Here is a 22,759-nt window from a genome sequence, read left to right on the forward strand (position 1 = left end):
GCGGGCCGCTCGCGGGTTAAGGCCGCTTGACCCGGCACCAGGCGGCATACAGCGCCGGCAGGAATAACAGGGTGAGGGCGGTGGCGACGATCAGGCCACCCATGATGGCCACCGCCATGGGCCCGAAGAAGATGCTGCGCGACAACGGAATCATCGCCAGCACCGCTGCCAGGGCGGTCAGCACGATGGGCCGAAAGCGCCGCACGGTGGCCTCGATGATCGCGTGCCAGCGGTCCATGCCGGCGCTGATGTCCTGTTCGATCTGATCGACCAGGATCACCGAGTTGCGCATGATCATGCCCGACAGGGCGATGGTGCCCAGCAACGCGACAAAGCCGAACGGCTGCTGGAAGATCAGCAGGAACAGGGTCACGCCGATCAGCCCCAGCGGGGCGGTGAGGAACACCATGATCGAGCGCGAAAAACTGCGCAACTGGACCATCAACAGGGTCAGTACCACCACCACGAACAGTGGCAGGCCGGCTTTCACCGACTGCTGGCCGCGTGCCGAATTCTCTACCGTGCCGCCAACTTCCAGCAGGTAGCCGTCGGGCAGGGCGGCGCGGATAGGTTCCAGGGTCGGCTGGATCTGCTTGACCAGGCTCACCGGTTGCTGGTTGCCCTGGATATCGGCGCGAATGGTCACTGTCGGCAGGCGGTTGCGGTGCCAGATCACCCCCTCTTCAAAGCCGTATTCCAGGATGGCAATCTGCGCCAGGCTGACACTGTGGCCCTGGGCGGTCGGCATCGACAGGCTGGAGAGCTGCGACAGCTGCTGGCGCTCCTGCTCGCTGCCACGCACCAGGATCTCGATCAGTTCGTTGTCTTCGCGGTACTGGCTGACCGCCGCGCCAGTCAGCGAGCCCTGGAGGAACCGCGACAGGTCGGCGGTACTGGCCCCCAGCGCCCGGGCCCGGTCCTGGTCGATGTTAAGGCGCACCACCTTGCTCGGTTCTTCCCAGTCGAGGTGAACGTTGACCACATGGGGGTTCTCGCGAATTTTGTCGGCCACCTGGCGCGCCAGGGCGCGGACTTCCTGAATGTGCTCACCCGATACCCGAAACTGCACCGGGTAGCCCACCGGCGGGCCGTTCTCAAGGCGCGAGACCCGCGTGCGCAGCGCCGGGAACTGTGCGTTGAGGGTTTCGACCAGCCACTGGCGCAGTGCTTCGCGGTCCTCGATGCTTTTCGCCAGCACCACGAACTGGGCAAAACTTGCCGCCGCCAGCTGTTGGTCCAGGGGCAGGTAGAAACGCGGCGAACCGGTGCCGACATAAGCCACGTAGTTGTCGATACCCTCATGCTCGGCCAGCAGGCGCTCCAGGCGATGGACCTGTTGCTCGGTCGCGGTCAGCGAGGCGCCTTCGGCCAGCTTGATGTCGACCATCAGCTCCAGGCGCCCCGAAGCCGGGAAGAACTGCTGCGGGACGAAGCGAAACAGCAGGATCGAGGCGACGAACAACCCCAGGGTCAGGGCGATCACGGTTTTGCGATGGTCCACGCACCAAGCTACTAGTGCCCGCACGCGGCGATAAAAAGGCGTGTCATAGGTGGCATGCGGCCCGTTGGCGTGAGCCTGTGCCTGGCTCGCGGTGTGGCTGCGGTCCGGCAGCAGGCGCGCGCCCAGGTAGGGGACGAACACCACCGCGGCGATCCACGACATCAACAGCGCCAGGGTCACCACCTGGAAGATCGAGCGGGTGTATTCGCCGGTGTCCGACTGCGCGGTGGCAATCGGCAGAAAACCTGCGGCGGTGATCAGGGTGCCGGTGAGCATCGGAAAGGCCGTGCTGGTCCAGGCGTAACTGGCCGCCGCCAAGCGGTCGAGGCCTTGCTCCATCTTGATCGCCATCATTTCCACAGCAATGATCGCGTCATCGACCATCAACCCCAGCGCCAGCACCAACGCGCCCAGAGAAATCTTGTGCAGGCCGATGCCCAGGTAGTACATGGCGGTGAAGGTCATGGCCAGCACCAACGGGATCGACAGGGCCACGACCAGCCCGGTGCGCAGCCCGAGCGAGAGAAAACTCACCACCAGCACGATCACCAGCGCTTCACTCAGCACCCGGACGAATTCGCCGACACCGGTCTTTACCGCCGCCGGCTGGTCAGAGACTTTGTGCAGTTGCATGCCCGCCGGCAGGTGTTGCTGCAGGCGGGCAAACTCGCCTTGCAGCGCCTGGCCCAGGACCAGGATGTCGCCGCCGGCCTTCATCGACACCGCAAGACCGATCGCCGGTTCGCCCATGAAGCGCATGCGCGGTGCCGGCGGGTCGTTGAAACCGCGCTTGACCTCGGCGACGTCACCGAGGCGAAAGGTGTTGCCGGCCACCTGCAGGGGGAAGTTGCGGATCTGCTCGACGGTCTCGAAGCGCCCGCTGACGCGCAGTTGCACACGGTCGGTCGGGGTCTCGACGAAGCCGCTGGCGGCCACCGCGTTCTGCTCCTCAAGGGCCTGGCGCACGGCGCCGAGGCTAAGGCCGAGGTTGACCAGCTTGGTGTTCAACAGCTCGATCCAGATCTTTTCGTCCTGCAGGCCCAGCAGCTCGACCTTGCCGACGTCCTTGACCCGTTGCAGCTGCAGCTGGATGCGGTCGGCGTAATCCTTGAGCACGGCATAGTCGTAGCCCTGGCCGGTCAAGGCATAGATGTTGCCGAAGGTGGTGCCGAATTCATCGTTGAAAAACGGCCCAAGCGTGCCCTGGGGCAGGGTGTGACGGATGTCGCTGACCTTCTTGCGGACCTGGTACCACAGCTCGGGCAGTTTCGCCGAGTTCAGGGTCTGGCTGGCGGTAAAGATCACCTGCGATTCGCCCGGGCGCGAGAACGAGGTGATGCGTTCATATTCACCGGTTTCCATCAGCTTCTTTTCTATCCGCTCGGTCACCTGGCGCGCCACTTCTTCGGCGCTCGCCCCGGGCCACAGGGTACGGATGACCATGGCCTTGAAGGTAAAGGGCGGGTCTTCGCTCTGGCCCAGCTTGGTGTAGGCCAGGGCGCCGGCCACGGCCATCAGCAACATCACATAGAGAACGATCTGGCGATTGCGCAGCGCCCAGGCAGACAGGTTGAAATTCATCCGGGCTACTCCTTGCCGGCCAGGGCAACCTGACGGTTCTGGTTATCGACCGGCTGGACTTTCTGCCCCTCGCGCAGCACCTGTACCCCGGCACTGACGACCCAGTCGTCAGGTTGCAAACCCTGCAGAACCGATACCTGCTGTTCGCCGTAGCTGCCGATGCTGACGAAAGTGCGGCGCAGGGTTGATTGCTGCGGGTCGACCACCCACACAAACGGCCGGTTGTCTTCGGCACTGAGCGCCGATAGCGGCACCGCCATCGGAGCGCTGGTGTCATGGGCAATGAACACCCGCGCGCTTTGCCCGAGCTCCACCGGCACATCGTTGTCGGTGAAAGTCACCCGGGCAGCAAAGGTGCGTGATCGCGGATCGGCCGACGGCGACATTTCGCGGATCTGGCCGTTGAAGCGCCGTTGTGGCTGCGACCACAATTCGATCGATACCGGCTGGCCGATGCGAAAGCGCTCGAAGGCCTGTTCTGGCAGGTTGATCAGCACTTCACGTTCGCCGTCGGCAGCCAGGCTGAACACCGTGCGCCCGGCACTGACCACTTGCCCGACCTCCAGCATGCGCCGGGCGATCACGCCGCTCTGGGTCGCGCGCAGCACGGCATAGTCGGCCTGGTTGCGGGCAGTGTTGAATTGCGCTGTGGCCTGCCTGAGTTGCGCTTCGCCGGCGCGGTAGGCGTTGTCGAAATTCTCGAATTGCGAATGGCTGACCATATTGCGCTCCAGTAGCCGCTGGTAGCGGTCACGTTCGGCCTGCACCAGGCGCAGGTTGGCCTGGGCGGCAGCAACCTGGGCGCGCCGGGCGTCGAGCTGAAAGTGCAGGTCTTGCGGGTCGAGCTCTGCCAGCGGCTGACCTTCGCGGACCTTCTGGCCAACCTCGACCAGGCGCTTGCTGACCTTGCCATCGATGCGAAAGGCCAGCTCCGGCTCGAAGCGCGCACGCACTTCTCCGGGGTAGGCATCGGCGAGGTTTGTCGCCGCTTGCGGGTGAACAATCAGCACGGCAAGGGGAGGGGACGGCGGCGGTGGCGGGGTGTCGCAGGCCGCAAGCAGGGCAATGAGGCTGACAGGCAATACCATAGACAACACGGGGCTGTGCATGCGGATAAACCTTCCCTGGGCTTTGTAATTGTTATGGGCAGCGCAAACAGCCTAGGTCTGCGGCACCCGAGCGTCCAGTAATGAAATGTAAATCCAATGATCGGAGAAACTGCGAAATTACCGGGAAAATAGCGTGACCGTTTGGTCACTGTAAGACCGATAGTTATTTATTAAAAAGATGAACTCATTTGAATAGGCCTTATCGCCAACGCATCTTTAACGTGTAATGCCCGGTTTAGACTTGTTGCTCGAGCACCTTGTGGCAATCGCTGTTCAGGTAAACAGCGCATGTGTATGTCGGATGTATTCAAAAGCGATGAGCGGCCATTTTTTTTGCTTGACGCTCCCAAAAAACCGTGCAACTTTTGGAAACAGTTAAGCGAGGAGCGCGAATATGTCGAACGGAGTCGGCCACGTCATTCGGATTGCATTTAAATCCGCCGCCACACGGCTTTTGTCGTCTCGGTCCTGCCCAGATTGCTGGCGTAACCGGTCCTGCGTGCTGCAGTAGATACGGTCACGGGCAATCGCTGTCAATGCTGCCGAAGTAGCCTGAATAGTCACATCTGTTTGGGATGTTTCTTACGCTGTATTACGCCACCGTAAAGTAGTCGGTCTGTTATCGTCGATTTGGCCTTGAGCACAAGGCCAACGGTCCAGCCTGCATGCCCGTTTATTGGCAGGGGCGTGGCTGGGCTTCAGAAAGTTGTAGAAAACCAACAATAAAAAGGTGTGTGCAATGAATCAAGGTCTGATGTTTTATCCGGCGCTGGCAATGATCCTGCTGACCGTCGTGGTGCTGTATCTGATGTTTCGCGGGCGGCAAAGTGCCGTGAAGTCCGGAGCGCTGAGTACCGCTTACTTCAAGACCTACGACACCGGCGAGAAGTTGCCGCGGGCGGTGCGCCAGACCGAGCGCTGCTTTCACAACCTGCTGGAATCGACGCCACCGTTCTACTTCCTGTGTGTCGCCCTGATCAGCCTGGCCAAGGTCGACTGGGTGTTCATCGGCCTGGCCTGGGCCTACGTGGCCTGCCGGGTGCTGCAGAGCCTGGTGCACGTCACCAACAACAAGGTCGGGCCACGTTCCAAGCTGTTCATGCTGAGCTGGCTGGTGCTCCTGGCGATGTGCGTGCGCCTGGGCTTTCTGATCCTCTGACAGTACGTTTGTTAGTTTCTAATGATAGACCGCGGCTACTACTGGCAATCACCGGAGACCGTTCGAGATGAGCACAACAATAACAACATCAGCGCGTGGCAGTAAAAACAGGCGAATGTTTATAACCGGGGTGTTGTCGGCCATTCTCTATGGCGGCTGGGCCTATTATGTAAACGCCGGGCTGGAAACCGCCATGGCCTCGGCTATGGTACAGGCGCTGGGCAGCTTTATTGGCGGCTACCTGGTTGCCGGCCTGGTAGAGTTTGCCTTTAGCGTCACGCCCAAACCCTGGCGCTTTCCAATTGCGGCATTTGTTCCCTATGGCTTGACCCTGCTGACCTACGCCGCAGCGCACCGATGGGTTGGCACCCCGGAAATTCTTAAAACCATCATGCTCAATATTATCGTGGGGACCCCCTATTTTGTTCTTTATTGCGTGAAGCTTGAGCGTAATGAAGCGCAGCGATTGATATTAAGCAGTTGAGTCTTGCGGTTTAATTAACCGTTAAAAACACACTATCCCTACCACGTCGGTCGCGCGGTTGCCTGCGCGAGCCAGGGCTGTGCGCTGTATAAAAATAATAACGAACCAGAGCCGTTAATCATGAATATGAACCTTGAGCGGAGCACCTCGCAGGTGAGACCGTCGGCCGCTGCATCGGTATTTGCAACGCTGGTGGACCTCGCCCGTCATCATGCCCGGGTACAACCCGATAAACAGTATCTGCTGTGGCTCGACAAAGGGCGCGAAGAGGGCACAAGTTACACCTTTGCCGAGCTGGATCACGCCGCCCGGGCACTGGCCGTGGAACTTCAACGGCAATTGGCCCAGCACGGCGGCGCCGGCCGGCAACAACCGGCAGCGATTATCGCTACGCAACCGGGGCCGCAGTTTGTATTGGCGTTTTTCGCCTGCCTGTATGCCGGCATTGCCGCAGTGCCGGTCTACCCGCAGAAAAAAAATGAAAGCAGCGAGCGCTTGTGCCGGGTCATCAACGATGCCGGGGCGCAGTTGCTGATCACTGACCGGCTGTCACTGGCGGCGCTGCTCGCCCATGAGGCCATCACCGGCCTGGTGCAGGTGATCGACGTCGACCAGGCCGACCCCGCGCTTGCCGGGCAATGGCAGGCGCCGGCCATCGATGCAGGCTCAGTGGCCTTCATCCAGTACACCTCCGGCTCCACCGGCATTCCCAAGGGGGTAGTGGTCACCCATGGCAACCTGATGAGCAACGAGCAGATGATTGCCGAGTCGCTCAATCATGATCACAACACCGTGTATGTCAGCTGGCTGCCGGTGTTCCATGACCTGGGCCTGATCGGTCTGTTGCAGGCGTTCTACCTGGGCGTGCGCTGCATTCTCATGTCGCCGCTGGCCTTCGTCGCCAACCCGCTGCGCTGGCTGGAGGCGATTTCCCGTTACCGCGCAACCACCAGCGGCGCGCCTAACTTCGCCTACGACCTGTGCCTTCAGCGCACCACCCCAGAACAGCGCCGGCAGTTGGACCTGAGTAGCTGGATCGTCGCCTACAGCGGTGCTGAACCGGTCAGAAAGGGCACCCTCGAACGCTTCGCCCAAGCCTTCGCCGACAGTGGCTTCCGGGCGCAGGCGTATTGCCCCTGCTATGGCATGGCCGAGAGCACGCTGTTCGTCACCGGCGTGCCGCAAGGCATCACGCCGTTGACCCTGACCCTGGACAAGGGGCAACTCAACCGCGATCGCGCCGTCCTGGCCGATCCGCAGCAGGTGGACGCCCAGACCATTCACTTCGTCAGCTCCGGGGTGCCGGCGCAGAGCTGCCAGGTGCGAATCGTCGACCCGCAGCGCTGCGTGGCGCTGGCGGACGATCAGGTTGGCGAGATCTGGGTCAGCAGCCCGAGCGTCAGCGGCGGCTACCGCAATCGCCCGCAATTGTCGCAAGAGGTACTGCACGCAACCCTCGAAGGCGAGCCGCAGCGGCGCTTCCTGCGCACCGGCGACCTGGGCTTCATGCACCGGGGCGAGCTGTTCGTCACCGGCCGGCGCAAGGATCTGATCATCATCGATGGCAAGAATCACTACCCCCACGACCTTGAACAGACCATCGAAAGCACCCTGGCCGAGCTGAGCATCAGCATCGCCAATGCCTTTTCCATCGCGGCGTTTTCCGTCGATCGCGACGAGCGCGAGCAACTGGTCGTGGTGATCTCGCTGCACAAGAGCCAGGCGCAGATCTTCTCGGTCGAACAGACCAGCCGGGCGATCAGCGCCGCGGTAGCTCGCGCCCACGGGGTGGCGGTGGATGACCTGCTGTTTGTCAGCAGCCGCCTGCCGTTGACCTCCAGTGGCAAGCTGCAGCGCGCGCAGTGCCGCAGCCTGTACCTGGACGGGCAAATGCACACGGTCGCTTCGTTGTTCGAACTCAACCGCCTGGCCGGAGCCCGGGAGGTGAGCTCATGAGCCAGCAACAGATTGCCGACTGGCTGCGCGAACACCTGGCGCGCCTGCTCAAGCTGGACCTCGAGCAGGTCGACAGCGCCCTGGCGTTCGATGAATACGGCGTCGCCTCGCGCGATGCCGTAGGCATGATCGGCGAGCTCGGTGAATGGCTTGAGCGCGAGCTCGATCCAGCCCTGGTCTACGACTATCCGTCGATAGACGAGCTCAGCAACCACCTCTCAACGGCCACGAGGGCTGAACAATGAATCCAGTACAGCGCAACGGCGCGCTCGTCGATTCCGAGGACGAGTTTCGCCGCTTGATGACCCGTCCGCGTTTCGCCTGGCCGACCATCATTCTGTTCGCGGTGATCACCCTGGCGTTCATCCTGTCCACGGCGCTGGCGGTCGACGGCAGCCTGGCCATGGGCTGGGCATTCGTGATCAACACCTTGTGTTCATACCTGGCGTATACCGTGCTGCACGAAGCGTCCCATGGCCTGATCTGCGCCAACCGCTTTCTAAACGACGTGATTGGCCGTCTGGGGTTCTTGCTGGTAACCCCGACACCGTTTCTGCGCACCTACCGCTTCCTGCACATGGCGCACCACCATCACACCAATGATCCGCGCCTGGACCCGGACTATTCCTGCGGTGGCGGCCGCGCCTGGACCCTGCCGCTGCGCTGGATGATGATGGACAGCGCCTACATCACCACCTACTTTCGCAACGGCTCCTACAGCTCCCGGCCGACCGCGGAGAAGGTCGAGTTCTGGCTCGCCTGGCTGTTCGCCGTGGCGCTGGTGGTGACGGTCTGTCTGATGGGCTGGCTGGTGCCGTTTCTGCTGTTGTACCTGCTGCCCACCCGGGTGGCGCAGTTCTTCCTGGCGATCACCTTCGACTACCTGCCGCACTTTCCCCACGCCACCAAGGCGCACGACAACAAGTACCAGGCGACCAATAACCGGGTCGGCATGGACTGGCTGTTCTTCCCGTTGTTCGTCGGCCAGAACTATCACCTGTCCCACCACCTGTACCCCGGCGCGCCGTTCTATCGCTACAAGAAAGTCTGGCTGTCGAGAAAGACCCGCCATGAAGCCCAGGCGCCGGCACTGGTACCCGGGCACCGGCTGGCACCGATCAAGCAACCCCTTTCTCTGGCTGAGTAACTGAAGGCAGGTGATGGACATGAATCATTCGATTTCCAGTGTTGCCGACCCGGCCCAGGTGCGGCCTGTGGCCTTGAGCGAACAGCCGCAGGCACAAGCCTCGGCGCTGCAGGTGATGTTCGAGGAGCAGACGGCGGCGTTTCTCGAACAGCCGATGCCGAGCCTTGAGGAGCGCCTGCGCGCGCTGAGCGACCTCGAACACCTGGTGCGCAGCCACATACCGCAGATCCAGGCGGCGCTGGACAAGGACTTTGGTCATCGCTGCGAAGAAGAAACGCTGATGGCCGAGATCGTCGGCAGCCTCAAGGCCTGTACCTATGCCAAGCGCCATGTGAAGCGCTGGATGAAGCGCCGGCACTGTGCGGTGGATATCAATTTCAAGCCCGCCCGCGCCTGGGTGATGCCGCAACCGCTGGGGGTGGTGGGGATCATGTCGCCGTGGAACTACCCGTTTGGCCTGGTGATCAAGCCGCTGATCGCTGCGCTTGCCGCCGGCAACCGGGTAATGATCAAGCCCAGCGAAATGGCGCCCGCGGTTGGCCGCCTGCTGCAGGTGATGCTGGCCAAAGCATTCAAGCCTTCGCACGTCTGCGTGGTCGAAGGCGACCCGCAACTGGCCCGGCAGTTTACCGAGCTGCCGTTCAACCACCTGCTGTTTACCGGCAGCACCTCGGTGGGCAAGCAAGTGATGGCGGCCGCGGCGGCCAACCTCACGCCGCTGACCCTGGAGCTGGGCGGCAAGTCGCCGGTGATCATCGACGAGCACTTCGACATGCAGCGCGCGGTCAAGTCGATCGTGACCGGCAAGTTGCTCAACGCCGGGCAAACCTGTACCGCACCGGACTATGTGATGGTGCCCAGGGCCCGCCAGGGCGAATTCGTCGAGGCATTTACCGCGCAGGTCCGGCGCATGTACCCCGACCCGCTGCACAGCCCGGATTACACCAGCATCATCAACAGCCGCCACTTCGAGCGCCTGCAGGGCTATTGCGATGATGCCGTCGGGCGCGGGGCCCAGCAGCATCAGGTCTACCCGCAGCAGCAGTCCTGCGCGCAGAGCCGCAAGTTGCTGCCAACGCTGTTGCTCGACCCGCCCGAGGATGCGCGGATCATGCAGGACGAGATCTTCGGCCCGTTGCTGATTGTCGTGCCGTACGAGCAACTGACCGCCGCCGTCAGCTACATCAACCAGCGCCCGCGGCCGCTGGCCCTGTATGTGTTCACCGACGACCGTGGCGTCGAGGACTATGTGCTGCGGAGCACGGTTGCCGGTGGCGTGACCATCAACGACACGCTGCTGCACTACACCCAGGAATCGCTGCCGTTCGGCGGCGTCGGCAACAGCGGTTTCGGCGCCTACCACGGCGAGCGCGGGTTCCAGGCCTTCAGCCATTTCAAGCCGGTGTTCCGCCAGTCGCGCATCAACTTCCTCGATGCGGTGCGTGCGCCCTATACCGCCAGTTCGCGCTGGTTCCTGAAGAAAATGATCGGGATGGCCTGACCATGAACGCACCGTTGAAGGACTGCCAAGGAGCTTGCCATGCACACCCCTAACCCGGCGCGCGTGCCTGACTGGTACGTCGAGCACATGCGCCCGGCTTGCGAGTTCGTCGCCAGCCTCGACCCGTTCCCGTTCTGCCAGCCGAGCGACCTGAGCGGCTACATCGCCTTGCACCAGAACGACTACCTGCGCCTGGGCAATCACCCGGCCGTGAGTGCCGCCCGGGCCGGGGCCAACGCGCAGTTGCGCGATGAGTCGTTCATGTCGAGCATCTTTGGCGGCAGCGCCGATGAGTGCGAGGCGTTCCGCGCGCAGATGGCCCGCTGCATGCGCGCCGACGACGCCATTCTGACCACTTCCGGCTGGGCCGCCAATGTCGGCCTGCTCGAGGCGATCACGCCGCTGTTCAAGCCGGTGTACATCGACAGGCATGCCCATGCATCGCTGTATGACGGCATCAAGTTGTCGCTGGGCAAGAAGATCGTCATCGAACACAACGACACTGACGACCTGTTGCGCCGGCTGGAGAAGAACGGCCCGGGCATCGTCGTCATCGATGCGGTGTACAGCACCGACGGCTCGATCGGCGACATTCGCCGCTACCTGGAAATCTGCGAAGCCCACGAGTGCCTGCTGGTGCTCGACGAGGCGCATTCCTTCGGCATGTTCGGCAACGGCGGCGGGCTGGCGGTGGAGCTGGGCCTGGCCGAACGCGTGCATTTTCGCACGGTGAGCCTGAACAAAGCGCTGGGCGGGCATGGCGGGCTGATTGCCGGCAATGCCGAGGCCATGAAGCTGGTACGTGCCGGGTGCCGTTCGGTGATCTTCAGCTCGGCCACCTCCAGTGTCTCGGCCGCAGGGCACCTGGCTGCGCTGAACATCATCATGCATCAGCCCGAGCGCGCCCGGCGCTGCCTGGACAACGCCAGCGAATTTCGCCGCCAGTTGCAGGAGGCCGGGGTGGCCGTGGGCGACAGCCAGTGCCAGATCGTCTCGCTGTTTTTCGATGACGAACAGCAAGCCTGCGTGTTCTACGGCAAGTTGCAACAGCGTGGGGTGTTGACCTCGGTGTTCCTGCAGCCGGCGATCCCGGCGGGCATGGGCGTGGTGCGCTACTCGATTCACTCCCAGCTCAGCGCCGCGGAGCTGGACCGGGCGGTGGCGGCCACCCTGCAAACCCTGATGGAAATGGACCTGCTCGCTGCACCGCAGGCCGGCGCGCAACAACGCGAAGGCTGAGCGCCAGCGCATAACTATAAAAACAAGGGAGTCATCATGAGCGATAACAAACAAGGCAAGCTGTCGGTGCATCCGTACATCGGCGGCAGCGCCAGCAACCTGATCCGCAATGTCATCAAGCATGGCGGCGTCAGCCGCGACAAGCTGGCGACCTTCGCCCTGACCTTGTGCGGCACGGCGCTGACCTTTCCGCTGCGCCTGGTGGAAACCCTGCGCTACAAAAACGCCATCGAGCGCAGCCGCCTGCAGGAAGATCCGATCTTCATCCTCGGCCATTGGCGCAGCGGCACCACCCACTTGCACAACGTCATCAGCCAGGACAAGCGCCTGGGCTACCTGACCACCCTGCAGGCGATCTTCCCCACCTGCGCGGTCATCCTCAGCCGCCACAAGCTGCTCAAGCGCATGGTTGCCAGCCTGCTGCCGGCGCAGCGGATGATGGACAACATGAAGATCGGCGTCGACCTGCCCCAGGAGGAAGAATTCAGCCTGTCGTGCCTGATGACCACCTCGCACCACTGCAACCATTTTCCGCGCACCATCCGCGAAAGTTTCGACAAGTACGTGCTGTTCCAGACCAGCCCCGACGAGGTGGCGAACTGGGAAAAGGTTTACCAGCAGGTGATCAAGAAGGCTTCGTTTCTGGCCAACGGCAAGCGTCTGGTGCTGAAGAACCCCTACAATACCGCGCGGATTCCGACGCTGCTCAAGCTCTATCCCAACGCCAAGTTCATTCATATCTCGCGCAACCCCTACAACATCTATGTCTCGGCGCTGCATGACTTCGTCAAGGAAGCCGAGGAAATGGCCTTGCAGGAGTTCACCAACGAGGATTTTTCCGAGCTCTGCTACAGCCTGTACGGGAAGATCATGAATGCCTACTGGGATGCGCGCGACCTGGTGCCGCCGGGCAACCTGGTCGAGGTGAGTTACGAGGACTTCGACGAAGACCCGCTCAACGAAGTCAAGCGCATCTACCAGACCCTCGACCTGCCGCTGGAGCCTGCGGTGCTCAAGGACATCGAGGCCTACCTGGCATCGATCGCCGGCTACAAGAAGAACAAATACACCTACAGCGAGCAGCAGGCCCGGGCCATCGAGGCGAACTGGGGCTTTGCCCTGGAGAAAATGAAATACCGCCTGCCGCCCGACATCGTCGTCGACAACAGCCGCGACTGGTCTTGCGACATGAACTACTGAGTGCCCGTGGTTTAACCCGTCAATGTCGGCGTGGGCCACGGGCTCACCCCTCTATAGCGCAGGAAGTGTATTCATGAGCATGGCTGAAGATATTCACAAGTCGGTTGCCCAGGGTCAACAGGACTGGGCATTCAGTGTCGGTGTGCAACTGGTGATCTGGGGGCTGCCGATCGTCGAGTGCTGGAAGTACCGCCTGGGCAAGGTGGTCGGCCACGACGCCCAAGCGCAGGGGCAGGCGGTCAATGGATTCCAGCATATGCGCAATCTTTCGACCCGGGCGTCGAGCAAGTTCGTCAACTCGGCCACCGATTTTCTCTACTCCACCGCGGTGCTGGATTTGCACCAGGGTCCGCTGGTACTCACAGCGCCAGATTTCCAGGAGCGCTGGTACGGCCTGCAGGTGCTCGATCCGTACATGGAGACCCTGGCCAACCTCGGCACCCGCACCTATGGCCGGCAACTGCCCAGCGTGGTGATTGCCAACCGTCGCGATCAACAGCGGGTACCGGCGCAGGCCACGGTGATCTACAGCGACAGCGACTTTCTGTATGTGGTCGGGCGCATCGCCGCGGGCGATCATGAGGACCTGAGCGCGGTCAACGCCCTGCAGGATGGCTTACGCCTGCAGCCGCTGCACGGCGCCGACCACCTGGGCTTTGATCTGGCGCAGGTCACCCCGGGCTCCTGTGCGCCGCTGCGCGCGGCCGATTCCACCTGCCCGGCGGAGCTGGCGTTCTTCGAGGAGCTGGGCGCGGTGCTCAAGTTCGTCCCGCCCACCGCCGCCGAAGGCATGTTGCTCGGCTTGCTGGCTGACGTCGGCATCAGCGTCGAAAACGGCTTCGCCCACCAGAGCCTGCCACCTGCAGTGCGCGAGGGCCTGGCGCGCGCGGTGGTGCAAGCCACCGCGATCCTGCAAGGCAAGGTGTTCGAGCGCGGCGAGCTGAACAACGGCTGGAAGTTGCCGGGGGCGATCGGCAACTACGGCCATGACTACATCCTGCGTGCGCTGGTGTCGTTGCACGGCATCTGGGCCAACGTGCCGGAAGAAAGCCTGTACTTCATGGCCTGGACCGATTGCGAAGGCAACCTGCTGCATGGCGACAACCAGTATGAAATCCGCTTTGAAGCCGGGCAGTTGCCACCGGTCGAGGCCTTCTGGTCGATCAGCTACTACGACGACCAGGGCCGCCTGACCGACAACCCGCAGGACAAGTACACGGTCAATTCGCTGTATCACCACCTGCAGGCCAATGCCGATGGCTCGACCTCAGTGTTCATTGGCAAGGCCCCGGTTGCGCCGCAGTTCTCGGGTAACTGGCTGCCGTCACACAGCGGCTATTTCAATCTCAACTTCCGCTGCTACAACCCGGGGCCGGCCTTGCGCTCGGGCCAGTACCGGGTGGCGCCGATCGTCCGCATACAGGGGCAGTGAAGCCGATGAACAAGATCGCATTGATTACCGGCGGCTCGTCCGGCCTGGGCCTGGAGCTTGCCGGGCAACTGGCCAGAAAAGGCTATGACGTGCTGCTGCTGGCCCGCGACGAGAGCCGGCTGCAGGCGGCCAAGGCCAGCCTCGAGGCGCAACACAGCGGCATCAGCGTGCACACCTTCGTCTGTGATGTTGCCGACGAGCAGGCCATGTGCAGCACCTTTGCCACGATCAGCCGGCGATTTGAGGCCATCGACTTTCTGATCGTCAACGCGGCGATTGCCACCATCGACCTGCTGGGCGATTACAAAAGCCTGCAGGAGGTCAATCGCAACCTGAAGATCAACCTGCTCGGCGCGGTGTCGTCCACTTACCTGGGCATCCCGCTGTTGCGTCGCGGTGCCCATGTGCTGTTCATTTCCTCGGGCTTCGGCCTGGTGGGCGCTGCCGGCTATTCGTTGTATGCCGCGTCCAAGGGCGGCCTGAACAACTTTGCCGATGCCATTCGCCGCGAGCTGTTGCCGCGCCAGGTGTATGTGCACCTGGCCTGCCTGGGCGATCTGGACACGCCAATGTACGCCGGTGAGCTTGAGCATATGCCGGCCTGGATCAAGGCCAAGATGGGCCGTGCCAAGCCGATGCCCGCAGGCCAGGCGGCCGCGGCGATTCTCAAGGGCTGTTTCAGGCGCCAGTTCCGCATCAACCTGTCCAGTGACGTGAAGTTGCTGATCCTGGTGCAGAAGTTGTTACCGCAGAAACTTTCTACCTATGTCATCGACCGGGTGCTGCCGTTTCCGCCGGTTTGAACCGCCGGGCAGCCGATGACACAGCGCGAAGTGGAACTTCAACCGTTATTGCATGAGGTCGATGGACATGGGAAAAGTCGGAACCAATATCGTCTGGCATCCACAAGCGGTCGAGAAACAGGCGCGGGCCAGGCTCAAGCGGCAAAAGCCGTGCATCATCTGGCTCACCGGGTTGAGCGGGGCAGGCAAGTCGACCATCGCCAATGCGCTGGATCAGTTTCTGATCGACCAGGGCTTTCATACCTATCTGCTCGATGGCGACAACGTCCGCCACGGGCTGAACAAGGACCTGGGTTTCAGCGAAACCGACCGCATCGAAAACATCCGCCGCGTGGGTGAAGTCTCGCGCTTGTTCGTCGATGCCGGGGTGATAGTGCTGTGCTCGTTCATCTCGCCGTTTCGGGCCGACCGCCAGTTGGTGCGCGAGCTGGTCAAGGGCGACGAGTTTGTCGAGGTCTACGTCAAGGCCAGCGTGGCTACTTGCGAGCAGCGCGATGTGAAGGGCTTGTACAAGAAGGCGCGGGCCGGGCAGATCAAGAACTTCACCGGGATCGACTCACCCTACGAGGCGCCGCAGCAGCCGGAGCTGCTGCTGGACACCGAAAGCCAGGATGTCGACGCCTGCGTCGCGCAGCTGGTGGCAGTGCTGCGCGGGCAGGGCTACCTGGGCGCCTTCTGAACCCGGCGCGGCTCAGGCCTTCAGGGCTGCATCCGGCGCCACTGCCGGCACCGGCTTGCCGGTGGCGGCCTCGACCCGGCGGGCCACCGCCGGGTCATCGGCGAAGGGTATCAGGCTGGCCTGATCGTCCACTTCGCCGCTGTGACGCTGCAGGCAGGCGCTGGTGACCAGGTAGAAGAACAGTACGCCGCTCAGGCAATACAGTGCATACAGCCAGTCATCCATGGTCGTGCCTCCTAGGCCAGGCTGGCGTTGTTCAGCGCCAGTTTTTCATCGGCCACACGCACCGTGCGCCAGGTGTTGTAGGCCATCAGCAGCATGCCGCTCAAGAAGCACACACCACCGACAAAGCGCACGATAAAGCCCGGGTGGCTGGCCACCAGCGCTTCGACGAAGGAGTAGGTGAGGGTGCCGTCGTCGTTGGTGGCGCGCCACATCAGGCCCTGGGCAATGCCGTTGACCCACATCGAGGCGATGTACAGCACAGTGCCGATGGTCGCCAGCCAGAAGTGCAGGTTGATCAGGCCGACGCTGTACATCTGCTCGCGGCCGAACACTTTCGGGATCATGTGGTACAGCGAACCGAAGGTGATCATCGCCACCCAGCCCAGGGCGCCGGCGTGTACGTGGCCGATGGTCCAGTCGGTGTAGTGCGAGAGGGCGTTGACGGTCTTGATCGCCATCATCGGGCCTTCGAAGGTCGACATGCCGTAGAACGCCAGCGACAGCACCAGAAAGCGCAGGATCGGGTCGCTGCGCAGCTTATGCCAGGCGCCCGAGAGGGTCATCATGCCGTTGATCATGCCGCCCCAGCTGGGGGCGAGGAGGATCAGCGACATGGCCATGCCCAGCGACTGCGCCCAGTCGGGCAGGGCGGTGTAGTGCAAGTGATGGGGGCCGGCCCAGATGTACAGGGTGATCAGCGCCCAGAAGTGCACGATCGACAGGCGATAGCTGTACACCGGGCGGCCGACCTGCTTGGGCACGAAGTAATACATCATGCCGAGAAAGCCGGTGGTCAGGAAGAAGCCTACGGCGTTGTGGCCGTACCACCACTGGACCATGGCGTCGGTGGCCCCGGAATACAGCGGGTACGACTTGAACCAGCTCACCGGGATCGACAGGTGGTTGACCACGTGGAGCATGGCAATGACCACGATGAAGGCGCCGAAGAACCAGTTGCCGACGTAAATGTGTTTGGCCTTGCGGCGCATCAGGGTGGCAAAGAAGACGATGCCGTAGGCAACCCAGACGATGGCCATCCACACCGCGCCGGTGAATTCGATCTCGGCGTATTCCTTGGTGGTGGTCAGGCCCAGGGGCAGGCTTACCAGCATGATCACGATGGTCGCCTGCCAGCCCCAGAAGGTAAAGGCGGCGAGTTTGTCGCTGAACAGCCGCACCTGGCAGGTGCGCTGCACCGCGTAGTAACTGGCGGCAAATTGCGCGCTACCGGCAAAGCCGAAGATCACCAGGCTGGTGTGCAAGGGGCGCAGGCGGCCGAACGAGGTCCAGGGCAAGTCGAGGTTAAGCTCGGGCCAGACCAGTTGCGAGGCGATCCAGACGCCCATGGCCATGCCGATGATCCCCCAGACCACCGTCATGATGACGAATTGCCGGACCACCTTGTAGTTATAGGCCTGCGCCTGTTGATGTGTGCTCATGGCTAGTTTCCACAGTTCCTGTATGGCTCGCCCTGCCGTGGGGCAGGGGCACAGGCGCAGACAATAGGAAGCTGCCGGCATACAAAACAGACTCAGAAACCGGCGTTAACACCGGATCAGATCAAACCCCCGTATTCATTGGCTGATACGCCACCTGTTATGGGCAACGTGCAGGTAATTAACGCTGTTCTGCATTGATCGTGCCGGTAAAAGCGTGTCGCTGTGTCGCAGACAAAACCCCGTGGAATTATCTTGACATCACCGTAAACACAGCCGCAGAATTTCACAAACTTTGCGCGCAAAGTTTTATGCCGGGCGACAGCACACGCTCGGCAGTGGTGCGCAACCAACCTTGACGCCATCCCGCTATTCGCCCCTCTGACGGTGCTTTCGAGCCGGGACGGGGTACGCGCGCAGCGGCGGCACACTATAAGAACGAAGGGAGCAACAGATGAAGCTTTCCAAGGAACTGGTCGTCCAGGCAAAAGCGACGTTCGGGACACCGACCTACCTCTACGATGAAGCCGTGCTGCGCAGCAGTTTCAACGAGTTGCGCGATGCATTGCCGGACTGTGTGGACATCTTCTATGCGTTGAAGGTCAACCCGAACCTGTCCCTGGTAAAACTGATCCGCTCCTACGGCGGTAACACCGAAGTCTGCTCGCTGGGCGAGCTGGAAATTGCCCTCAAGGCCGGGGTCGATCCCCAGGACATCATCTTCCTCGGCCCCTATAAAAAGCCTGAAGAACATCGGCGCGCCCTGGAGGTCGGGGTGTTCGCCATCGTCGTCGAGTCCGAGACCGAGCTGCGCAAACTCTCGGCCCTGGCCGGCGAGCTGAACTGCGTGGCGCCGGTGGCGATCCGCATCAACCCGAATTTCTCCGCCTCCGGCTCGCCGTGGAAGATGGGCGGGCGGCCGACCCACTTCGGTATCGAAGAAGACACCGCGGTGGCCAATTTCGGTGATTACGCAGCCTTGCCCAACCTGAAGATCAAGGGCATCCACGTCTACAACGGCACCAAGATCCTCGATGCGCAGTCGGTGTACGACAACGCCAAGTACATCCTCGGCCTGTTCCGCAGCCTGACCCGGCGCTACAACCTGGACATGACCATGGTCGATGTCGGTGGCGGCCTGGGCATCAAGTACTACGAGAACGAGAACGAGCTCGACACCCGCCAGCTCAAGCAACTGCTGGTGCCGCTGTTCGAAGCCTTCAACCAGCAGTTTCCGCAGACCCGCATCATCGTTGAGTCCGGGCGCTTTATTGCCGGCAAGTGCGGCGCCTTGCTGGTGACGGTCGACAACATCAAGGAAAACCACGGCAAGACCTTCGCCGTCACCGATGGCGGTACCAACTGCCATGGCGCCGCCGCCGGCAGCGGCCAGGTGCTCAAGCGCAACTTCCGCATCGTGCATGCCACCGGCAGCACCGGCGCACCGCTGCGCGAATACCATATCTCCGGGCCGCTCTGTAGCCCCGATGACCTGCTGGCCCGCGACCTGCAGATCGAGACGCTGCACGAGGGCGATATCCTTGCCGTCACCGCCTCCGGCGCCTACGGCCCGTCTGCTTCGCCCACCCTGTTCCACAGCCATGGCCACCCGGCCGAGGTGATCGTCAGCAACGGCCAGCTGTTTCTTGCCCGCGCCCGGCAAACCGCCGTGGACATCCGCGACAGCCACGCCGACGTGCCCCTGGCGGCCATGCTTGGCGGCGCACCGGCACTGGCCGAACCGACGCCGATCGCCCAGGCCGCGACCCAGCGCCAGCTCGGCGAAATCCTGCGGGTGGTGCTGAAGTTGCCGGAAAACACCGTGATCAGCGCCGACTCGCACTTGCGCGATGACCTGGGCCTGGACTCGCTGACCTCGATGGAGCTGCTGGTCAACCTCGAAGACGATATCGAAGGCTTCTTCGTCAACCCCGACACCATCGCCCCGGGCCACTTCAACACCGTGGCGACCCTGGCCGGCTACATCGACGCTCATCGTCAGCCGGCGGTCGCGCGCCGGTCGCGTACCGAGGTGCAGCATGAAGGCGTCTGACGTCCTCCTGCAGCAGGTGCTTGAGGCCCCCAACGGCCTGCACCCGGACAAAGCGGCGATCATCTACGCCGATGAAACCTACACCTACGCCCAGCTCGATGAAGCCAGCGGGCGCCTGGCTGCCGGCCTGCAGGTCAATGGCCTGCTGCGCCAGGAGCGCGTGGTGGTGTGCCTGGGCAACCGGGTCGAAACCGTTTGCGCCTTCTGGGGCGTGCTGCGGGCCGGCGGGGTGATGGTCAACGTCGGCCTGGAAACCCCGGCCGACAGCCTCGACTACATCATTCGCGATGCCGAGGCCTCGGTGCTGATTACCACCTCGGAGAAATTCGCCAGCCTGGCGCCCGGCACCGCCGAGCTGAGCTACCTCAAGGCGATCGTGTTGCTCGACGGCGAAGCCGACGCAGCCGATACCCACACGCTCGAAAGCCTGCTGGGGCAGGGCGCCGGCATTCCGCTGCCGTGCGGTAACCTCGACCTGGACCTGGCGGCGATCATCTACACCTCGGGCTCCACCGGTGCGCCCAAGGGTGTGATGCTCACCCACCGCAACATGCTCGCGGCGCTCAACTCGCTGCACACCTACCTGGGCTACCAGGCCAGCGACAACGTACTGTGCTCGCTGCCGCTGTCGTTCGACTACGGCCTGTACCAGATGATCATGGCCCTGAGCGCGGGCGCCACGCTGGTGCTGGAGAAGGAATTCACCTGGCCGATCTTCCTGATCAAGAAGATCCGCCAGTACCAGGTCACGGTGATCCCGTTCGTGCCGACCATGCTCATGCTCCTGCACGAGTATGCGCACAAGCGCGAGGCGACCTTCCCCCAGGTGCGCATGGTTACCAACACCGGTGCGGCCTTGAAGCCCAACCACATTGCGCAGATGAAGGGCCTGTTTCCTCAGGCGCAGATCTTCTCGATGTACGGCCTGACCGAGTGCAAGCGCTGCACCTACCTGCCGCCGGAAGACATCGACGACAAGCCGGGCAGTGTCGGCATCGCCATCCCCAACACCGAGCTGTGGCTGGTGGACGACGAGGGCCGGCGAATTGACACACCGCACCAGGTCGGCCAGCTGGTGATTCGCGGCGCGACGGTGATGGCCGGTTACTGGCGCAACCCCCAGGCCACGGCGCAGAAACTCAAGCCGGGCCCGTACCCGGGCGAAAGCGTGTTGTATACCGGCGACTACTGCAGCCTCGACCAGGATGGCTACCTGTACTTCCAGGGGCGCATGGACCACGTGATCAAGTCGCGCGGCATGAAGGTCAGCCCCAGCGAAGTCGAGAGCTTTCTGTATGCCATCGACGGCGTCGAAGCGGCGGCGGTGGTCGGTATCGAACATGCCTCGGTCGGCGAGGGGCTGTGGGCGTTCGTCACCTTGGGCCAAGGTGTGAGCCTGAGTGTCGAGCAGTTGCTCGAGCGTTGTCGGCACGGCCTTGAACCCCACAAGGTGCCGTTGTCGATCAGTATCGAGGGCAACCTGCCGCGCACCGCCAATGGCAAGTTCGACCTGCAGCAACTGCAACAGACGGCGCGTAGTACGCAACTGGCCGTAGCCGGTTGAGTGGCGCTTTTTATCGGTGATTCAGTCATACAGGATGTGCGGATATGAGTCTGGGCAACAGAGGTCGCGATCAATCGCTGGACGTCAACGGCAACCATTTCGCCTTGCGTATCTGGGGCAATGAGCGCGGCCACCCGGTGCTCGCCGTGCACGGCTGGCTGGACAACGCGGCGTCGTTCGAACGTATCGCGCCGCTGCTCGAGGACTGCTTCGTGGTGGCCCCGGACCTTGCCGGCCATGGCCGTTCCGAGCACCGTCGCGGCGACAGCGGCTATTACCTGTGGGAACACGCCGATGACATGAACGCCCTGGTCGAGTGCCTGGGCTGGAAGCGCTTTTCGGTCCTGGGTCATTCCATGGGCAGCGGTGTTGCGTCGATTCTGGCGGCGATGAACAAGTCGATCGACAGCATGGTGTTCATCGACGGCATGGGCGCGCCCTTTACCATTGCCGAAGAAGACACCGTCGAGCACCTGAAAAAATCCCAGCGTCTGCTGCGCCTGGCCTTGCGCACCCGCTTGCATGGTTTTTCGGCGCCGCAGTCGGCGCAGTTCGACAGCCTTGAAGCGGCCATCAGCGAGCGGCGCAACAGCATCGATGGCACCCTGGGTGCCGAGGGCGCGCGGCTGCTGGCCATGCGCGACCTGCTCAGCGTCGGCGACGGTTACCGCTGGCGCCATGACCCGCGCCTGGTGCTACCTGAGGCTATGCAACTGACCGAGCGCCAGGCCTGCGACTTCCTGCGCCAGATCAGCTGCCCGCTGCACTTGCTGCTCGGGCGCCAGGGGCTGTTTGCCGGTGCCCAGTTCGATAAAAGAAAAAACGCCTTGCCCTGGGCTACCCAGGTGCACTGGCATGATGGCGGCCATCATTTTCACCTGGACGAGCCGGGCACGGCCTTGATCGCGCAGATCAACGCCGCGCTGCTTCAGCGTGAATCCGGGCCGCGGCAACGATTAGTCAATGAGTAATGGAGTACACCCGTGAAAGAGTTCTGGATTGCACCGTCGATTCTGGCGGCCGATTTCGCCCGCCTCGGCGCTGAAGCCGAGCAGGTCCTGGCCGCCGGTGCCGATGTCATCCACATCGATGTGATGGATAACCACTATGTGCCCAACCTGACCATGGGGCCGCAGTTCTGCAAGGCCCTGCGCAGCCATGGGATTACCGCGCCGATCGACGTGCACCTGATGGTCACTCCGGTGGACGCGATGATCCAGGCTTTCGCCGAGGCCGGCGCCGACTACATCTCGATCCACCCCGAGGCGACCCTGCACCTGGACCGCTCGCTGCAGCTGATCAAGGACCTGGGCTGCAAGGCGGGCCTGGTGTTCAACCCGGCCAGTACCCTCGACGCCGCGCAGTACGTGCTCGACAAGCTCGACCTGATCCTGCTGATGTCGGTCAACCCGGGCTTTGGCGGACAGAAGTTCATCCCCTCGGTATTGCCCAAGATTGCCGCAGCGCGCAAGCTGATCGACGACAGTGGCCGGGCGATCCGCCTGGAGGTGGACGGCGGCGTCAACCTTGAAACCATCGGCCAGGTGGCTGGCGCCGGGGCCGATATGTTCGTGGCCGGCACGGCGATTTTTGCCCAGAGCGATTACCGCGCTACCATCGAGGCCTTGCGCCGCGAGATTGCCCACGCTTTGCCCAACCGCCACTGAATAGGCGGTCTTTCCAACGATTC

The 22,759-nt window shown here is 62.6% G+C and carries 19 protein-coding genes; 15 read left to right on the plus strand and 4 right to left on the minus strand.

Annotation, left to right across the window (positions count from 1 at the left end; genetic code table 11):
- Positions 1-16: 16 nt before the first annotated feature.
- Together ABIE20_RS20730 and ABIE20_RS20735 are read right to left on the minus strand one after the other, a co-directional pair.
- On the minus strand, positions 17-3,082 hold the full coding sequence (locus tag ABIE20_RS20730; RefSeq protein ID WP_429506994.1) for an efflux RND transporter permease subunit: 3,066 nt from the start codon (positions 3,080-3,082) through the stop codon (positions 17-19).
- Positions 3,083-3,087: 5 nt separating this feature from the next.
- A complete protein-coding gene (locus ABIE20_RS20735; protein ID WP_429506996.1) occupies positions 3,088-4,191 on the minus strand; it encodes an efflux RND transporter periplasmic adaptor subunit in 1,104 nt (367 codons plus the stop codon).
- Between the two features lie 739 nt (positions 4,192-4,930).
- Here ABIE20_RS20735 and ABIE20_RS20740 point away from each other — a divergent pair.
- From ABIE20_RS20740 to cysC, 11 genes are all read left to right on the plus strand, one after another.
- Complete coding sequence (locus tag ABIE20_RS20740) at positions 4,931-5,350, plus strand: MAPEG family protein (protein ID WP_429506997.1); 420 nt, start codon at positions 4,931-4,933, stop codon at positions 5,348-5,350.
- A gap of 67 nt (positions 5,351-5,417) precedes the next feature.
- A complete protein-coding gene (locus ABIE20_RS20745; protein WP_429506998.1) occupies positions 5,418-5,834 on the plus strand; it encodes a hypothetical protein in 417 nt (138 codons plus the stop codon).
- Positions 5,835-5,954: 120 nt separating this feature from the next.
- On the plus strand, positions 5,955-7,790 hold the full coding sequence (locus ABIE20_RS20750; RefSeq protein ID WP_429506999.1) for a fatty acyl-AMP ligase: 1,836 nt from the start codon (positions 5,955-5,957) through the stop codon (positions 7,788-7,790).
- Positions 7,787-8,035 (plus strand): acyl carrier protein, encoded by a 249-nt coding sequence (locus ABIE20_RS20755; RefSeq protein WP_429507001.1) that lies wholly within the window; start codon positions 7,787-7,789, stop codon positions 8,033-8,035. Before ABIE20_RS20750 ends, ABIE20_RS20755 begins: the two co-directional genes overlap by 4 nt.
- Positions 8,032-8,937: a fatty acid desaturase gene (locus ABIE20_RS20760; protein WP_429507003.1), complete on the plus strand. Its 906-nt coding sequence runs from the start codon at positions 8,032-8,034 to the stop codon at positions 8,935-8,937. Before ABIE20_RS20755 ends, ABIE20_RS20760 begins: the two co-directional genes overlap by 4 nt.
- A 19-nt stretch (positions 8,938-8,956) precedes the next feature.
- Positions 8,957-10,438 (plus strand): coniferyl aldehyde dehydrogenase, encoded by a 1,482-nt coding sequence (locus ABIE20_RS20765; RefSeq protein WP_429507004.1) that lies wholly within the window; start codon positions 8,957-8,959, stop codon positions 10,436-10,438.
- Between the two features lie 39 nt (positions 10,439-10,477).
- Complete coding sequence (locus ABIE20_RS20770) at positions 10,478-11,677, plus strand: aminotransferase class I/II-fold pyridoxal phosphate-dependent enzyme (protein ID WP_429507005.1); 1,200 nt, start codon at positions 10,478-10,480, stop codon at positions 11,675-11,677.
- 36 nt (positions 11,678-11,713) lie between these two features.
- Positions 11,714-12,877 (plus strand): sulfotransferase family protein, encoded by a 1,164-nt coding sequence (locus tag ABIE20_RS20775; protein WP_429507007.1) that lies wholly within the window; start codon positions 11,714-11,716, stop codon positions 12,875-12,877.
- Positions 12,878-12,950: 73 nt separating this feature from the next.
- Complete coding sequence (locus tag ABIE20_RS20780) at positions 12,951-14,309, plus strand: DUF1254 domain-containing protein (RefSeq protein WP_429507008.1); 1,359 nt, start codon at positions 12,951-12,953, stop codon at positions 14,307-14,309.
- A gap of 5 nt (positions 14,310-14,314) precedes the next feature.
- Positions 14,315-15,112, plus strand: coding sequence for an SDR family NAD(P)-dependent oxidoreductase (locus ABIE20_RS20785; protein ID WP_429507010.1), 798 nt, complete (start codon positions 14,315-14,317; stop codon positions 15,110-15,112).
- A 67-nt stretch (positions 15,113-15,179) separates the two neighbouring features.
- Positions 15,180-15,791: an adenylyl-sulfate kinase gene (gene cysC, locus ABIE20_RS20790; RefSeq protein ID WP_429507012.1), complete on the plus strand. Its 612-nt coding sequence runs from the start codon at positions 15,180-15,182 to the stop codon at positions 15,789-15,791.
- 12 nt (positions 15,792-15,803) lie between these two features.
- On the opposite strand, the gene ABIE20_RS20795 is transcribed toward cysC, so the two are convergent.
- Positions 15,804-16,016 (minus strand): hypothetical protein, encoded by a 213-nt coding sequence (locus ABIE20_RS20795; protein ID WP_038994976.1) that lies wholly within the window; start codon positions 16,014-16,016, stop codon positions 15,804-15,806.
- 11 nt (positions 16,017-16,027) lie between these two features.
- Complete coding sequence (ccoN, locus tag ABIE20_RS20800) at positions 16,028-17,455, minus strand: cytochrome-c oxidase, cbb3-type subunit I (RefSeq protein WP_429507014.1); 1,428 nt, start codon at positions 17,453-17,455, stop codon at positions 16,028-16,030.
- A 451-nt stretch (positions 17,456-17,906) separates the two neighbouring features.
- On the opposite strand from ccoN, the gene ABIE20_RS20805 reads away from it, so the two are divergent.
- From ABIE20_RS20805 to rpe, 4 genes are read left to right on the plus strand one after another with little or no spacing between them, the layout of a single operon-like run.
- The gene (locus tag ABIE20_RS20805; RefSeq protein ID WP_429507015.1) at positions 17,907-19,505 is read left to right on the plus strand and encodes a phosphopantetheine-binding protein; all 1,599 of its coding nucleotides are present in this window, start codon (positions 17,907-17,909) and stop codon (positions 19,503-19,505) included.
- On the plus strand, positions 19,492-21,069 hold the full coding sequence (locus tag ABIE20_RS20810; RefSeq protein ID WP_429507017.1) for a class I adenylate-forming enzyme family protein: 1,578 nt from the start codon (positions 19,492-19,494) through the stop codon (positions 21,067-21,069). The genes ABIE20_RS20805 and ABIE20_RS20810 overlap by 14 nt, the downstream gene beginning before the upstream one ends.
- A 44-nt stretch (positions 21,070-21,113) precedes the next feature.
- Positions 21,114-22,040 carry an alpha/beta fold hydrolase gene (locus ABIE20_RS20815; protein ID WP_429507018.1) on the plus strand — a complete coding sequence of 309 codons (927 nt, stop codon included), beginning with the start codon at positions 21,114-21,116 and terminating at the stop codon, positions 22,038-22,040.
- Between the two features lie 12 nt (positions 22,041-22,052).
- The gene (gene rpe, locus ABIE20_RS20820) at positions 22,053-22,736 is read left to right on the plus strand and encodes a ribulose-phosphate 3-epimerase (RefSeq protein ID WP_429507019.1); all 684 of its coding nucleotides are present in this window, start codon (positions 22,053-22,055) and stop codon (positions 22,734-22,736) included.
- Positions 22,737-22,759 lie beyond the last annotated feature (23 nt).

The sequence above is a fragment of the Pseudomonas sp. 2835 genome (assembly GCF_050435905.1).
Lineage (GTDB): Bacteria > Pseudomonadota > Gammaproteobacteria > Pseudomonadales > Pseudomonadaceae > Aquipseudomonas.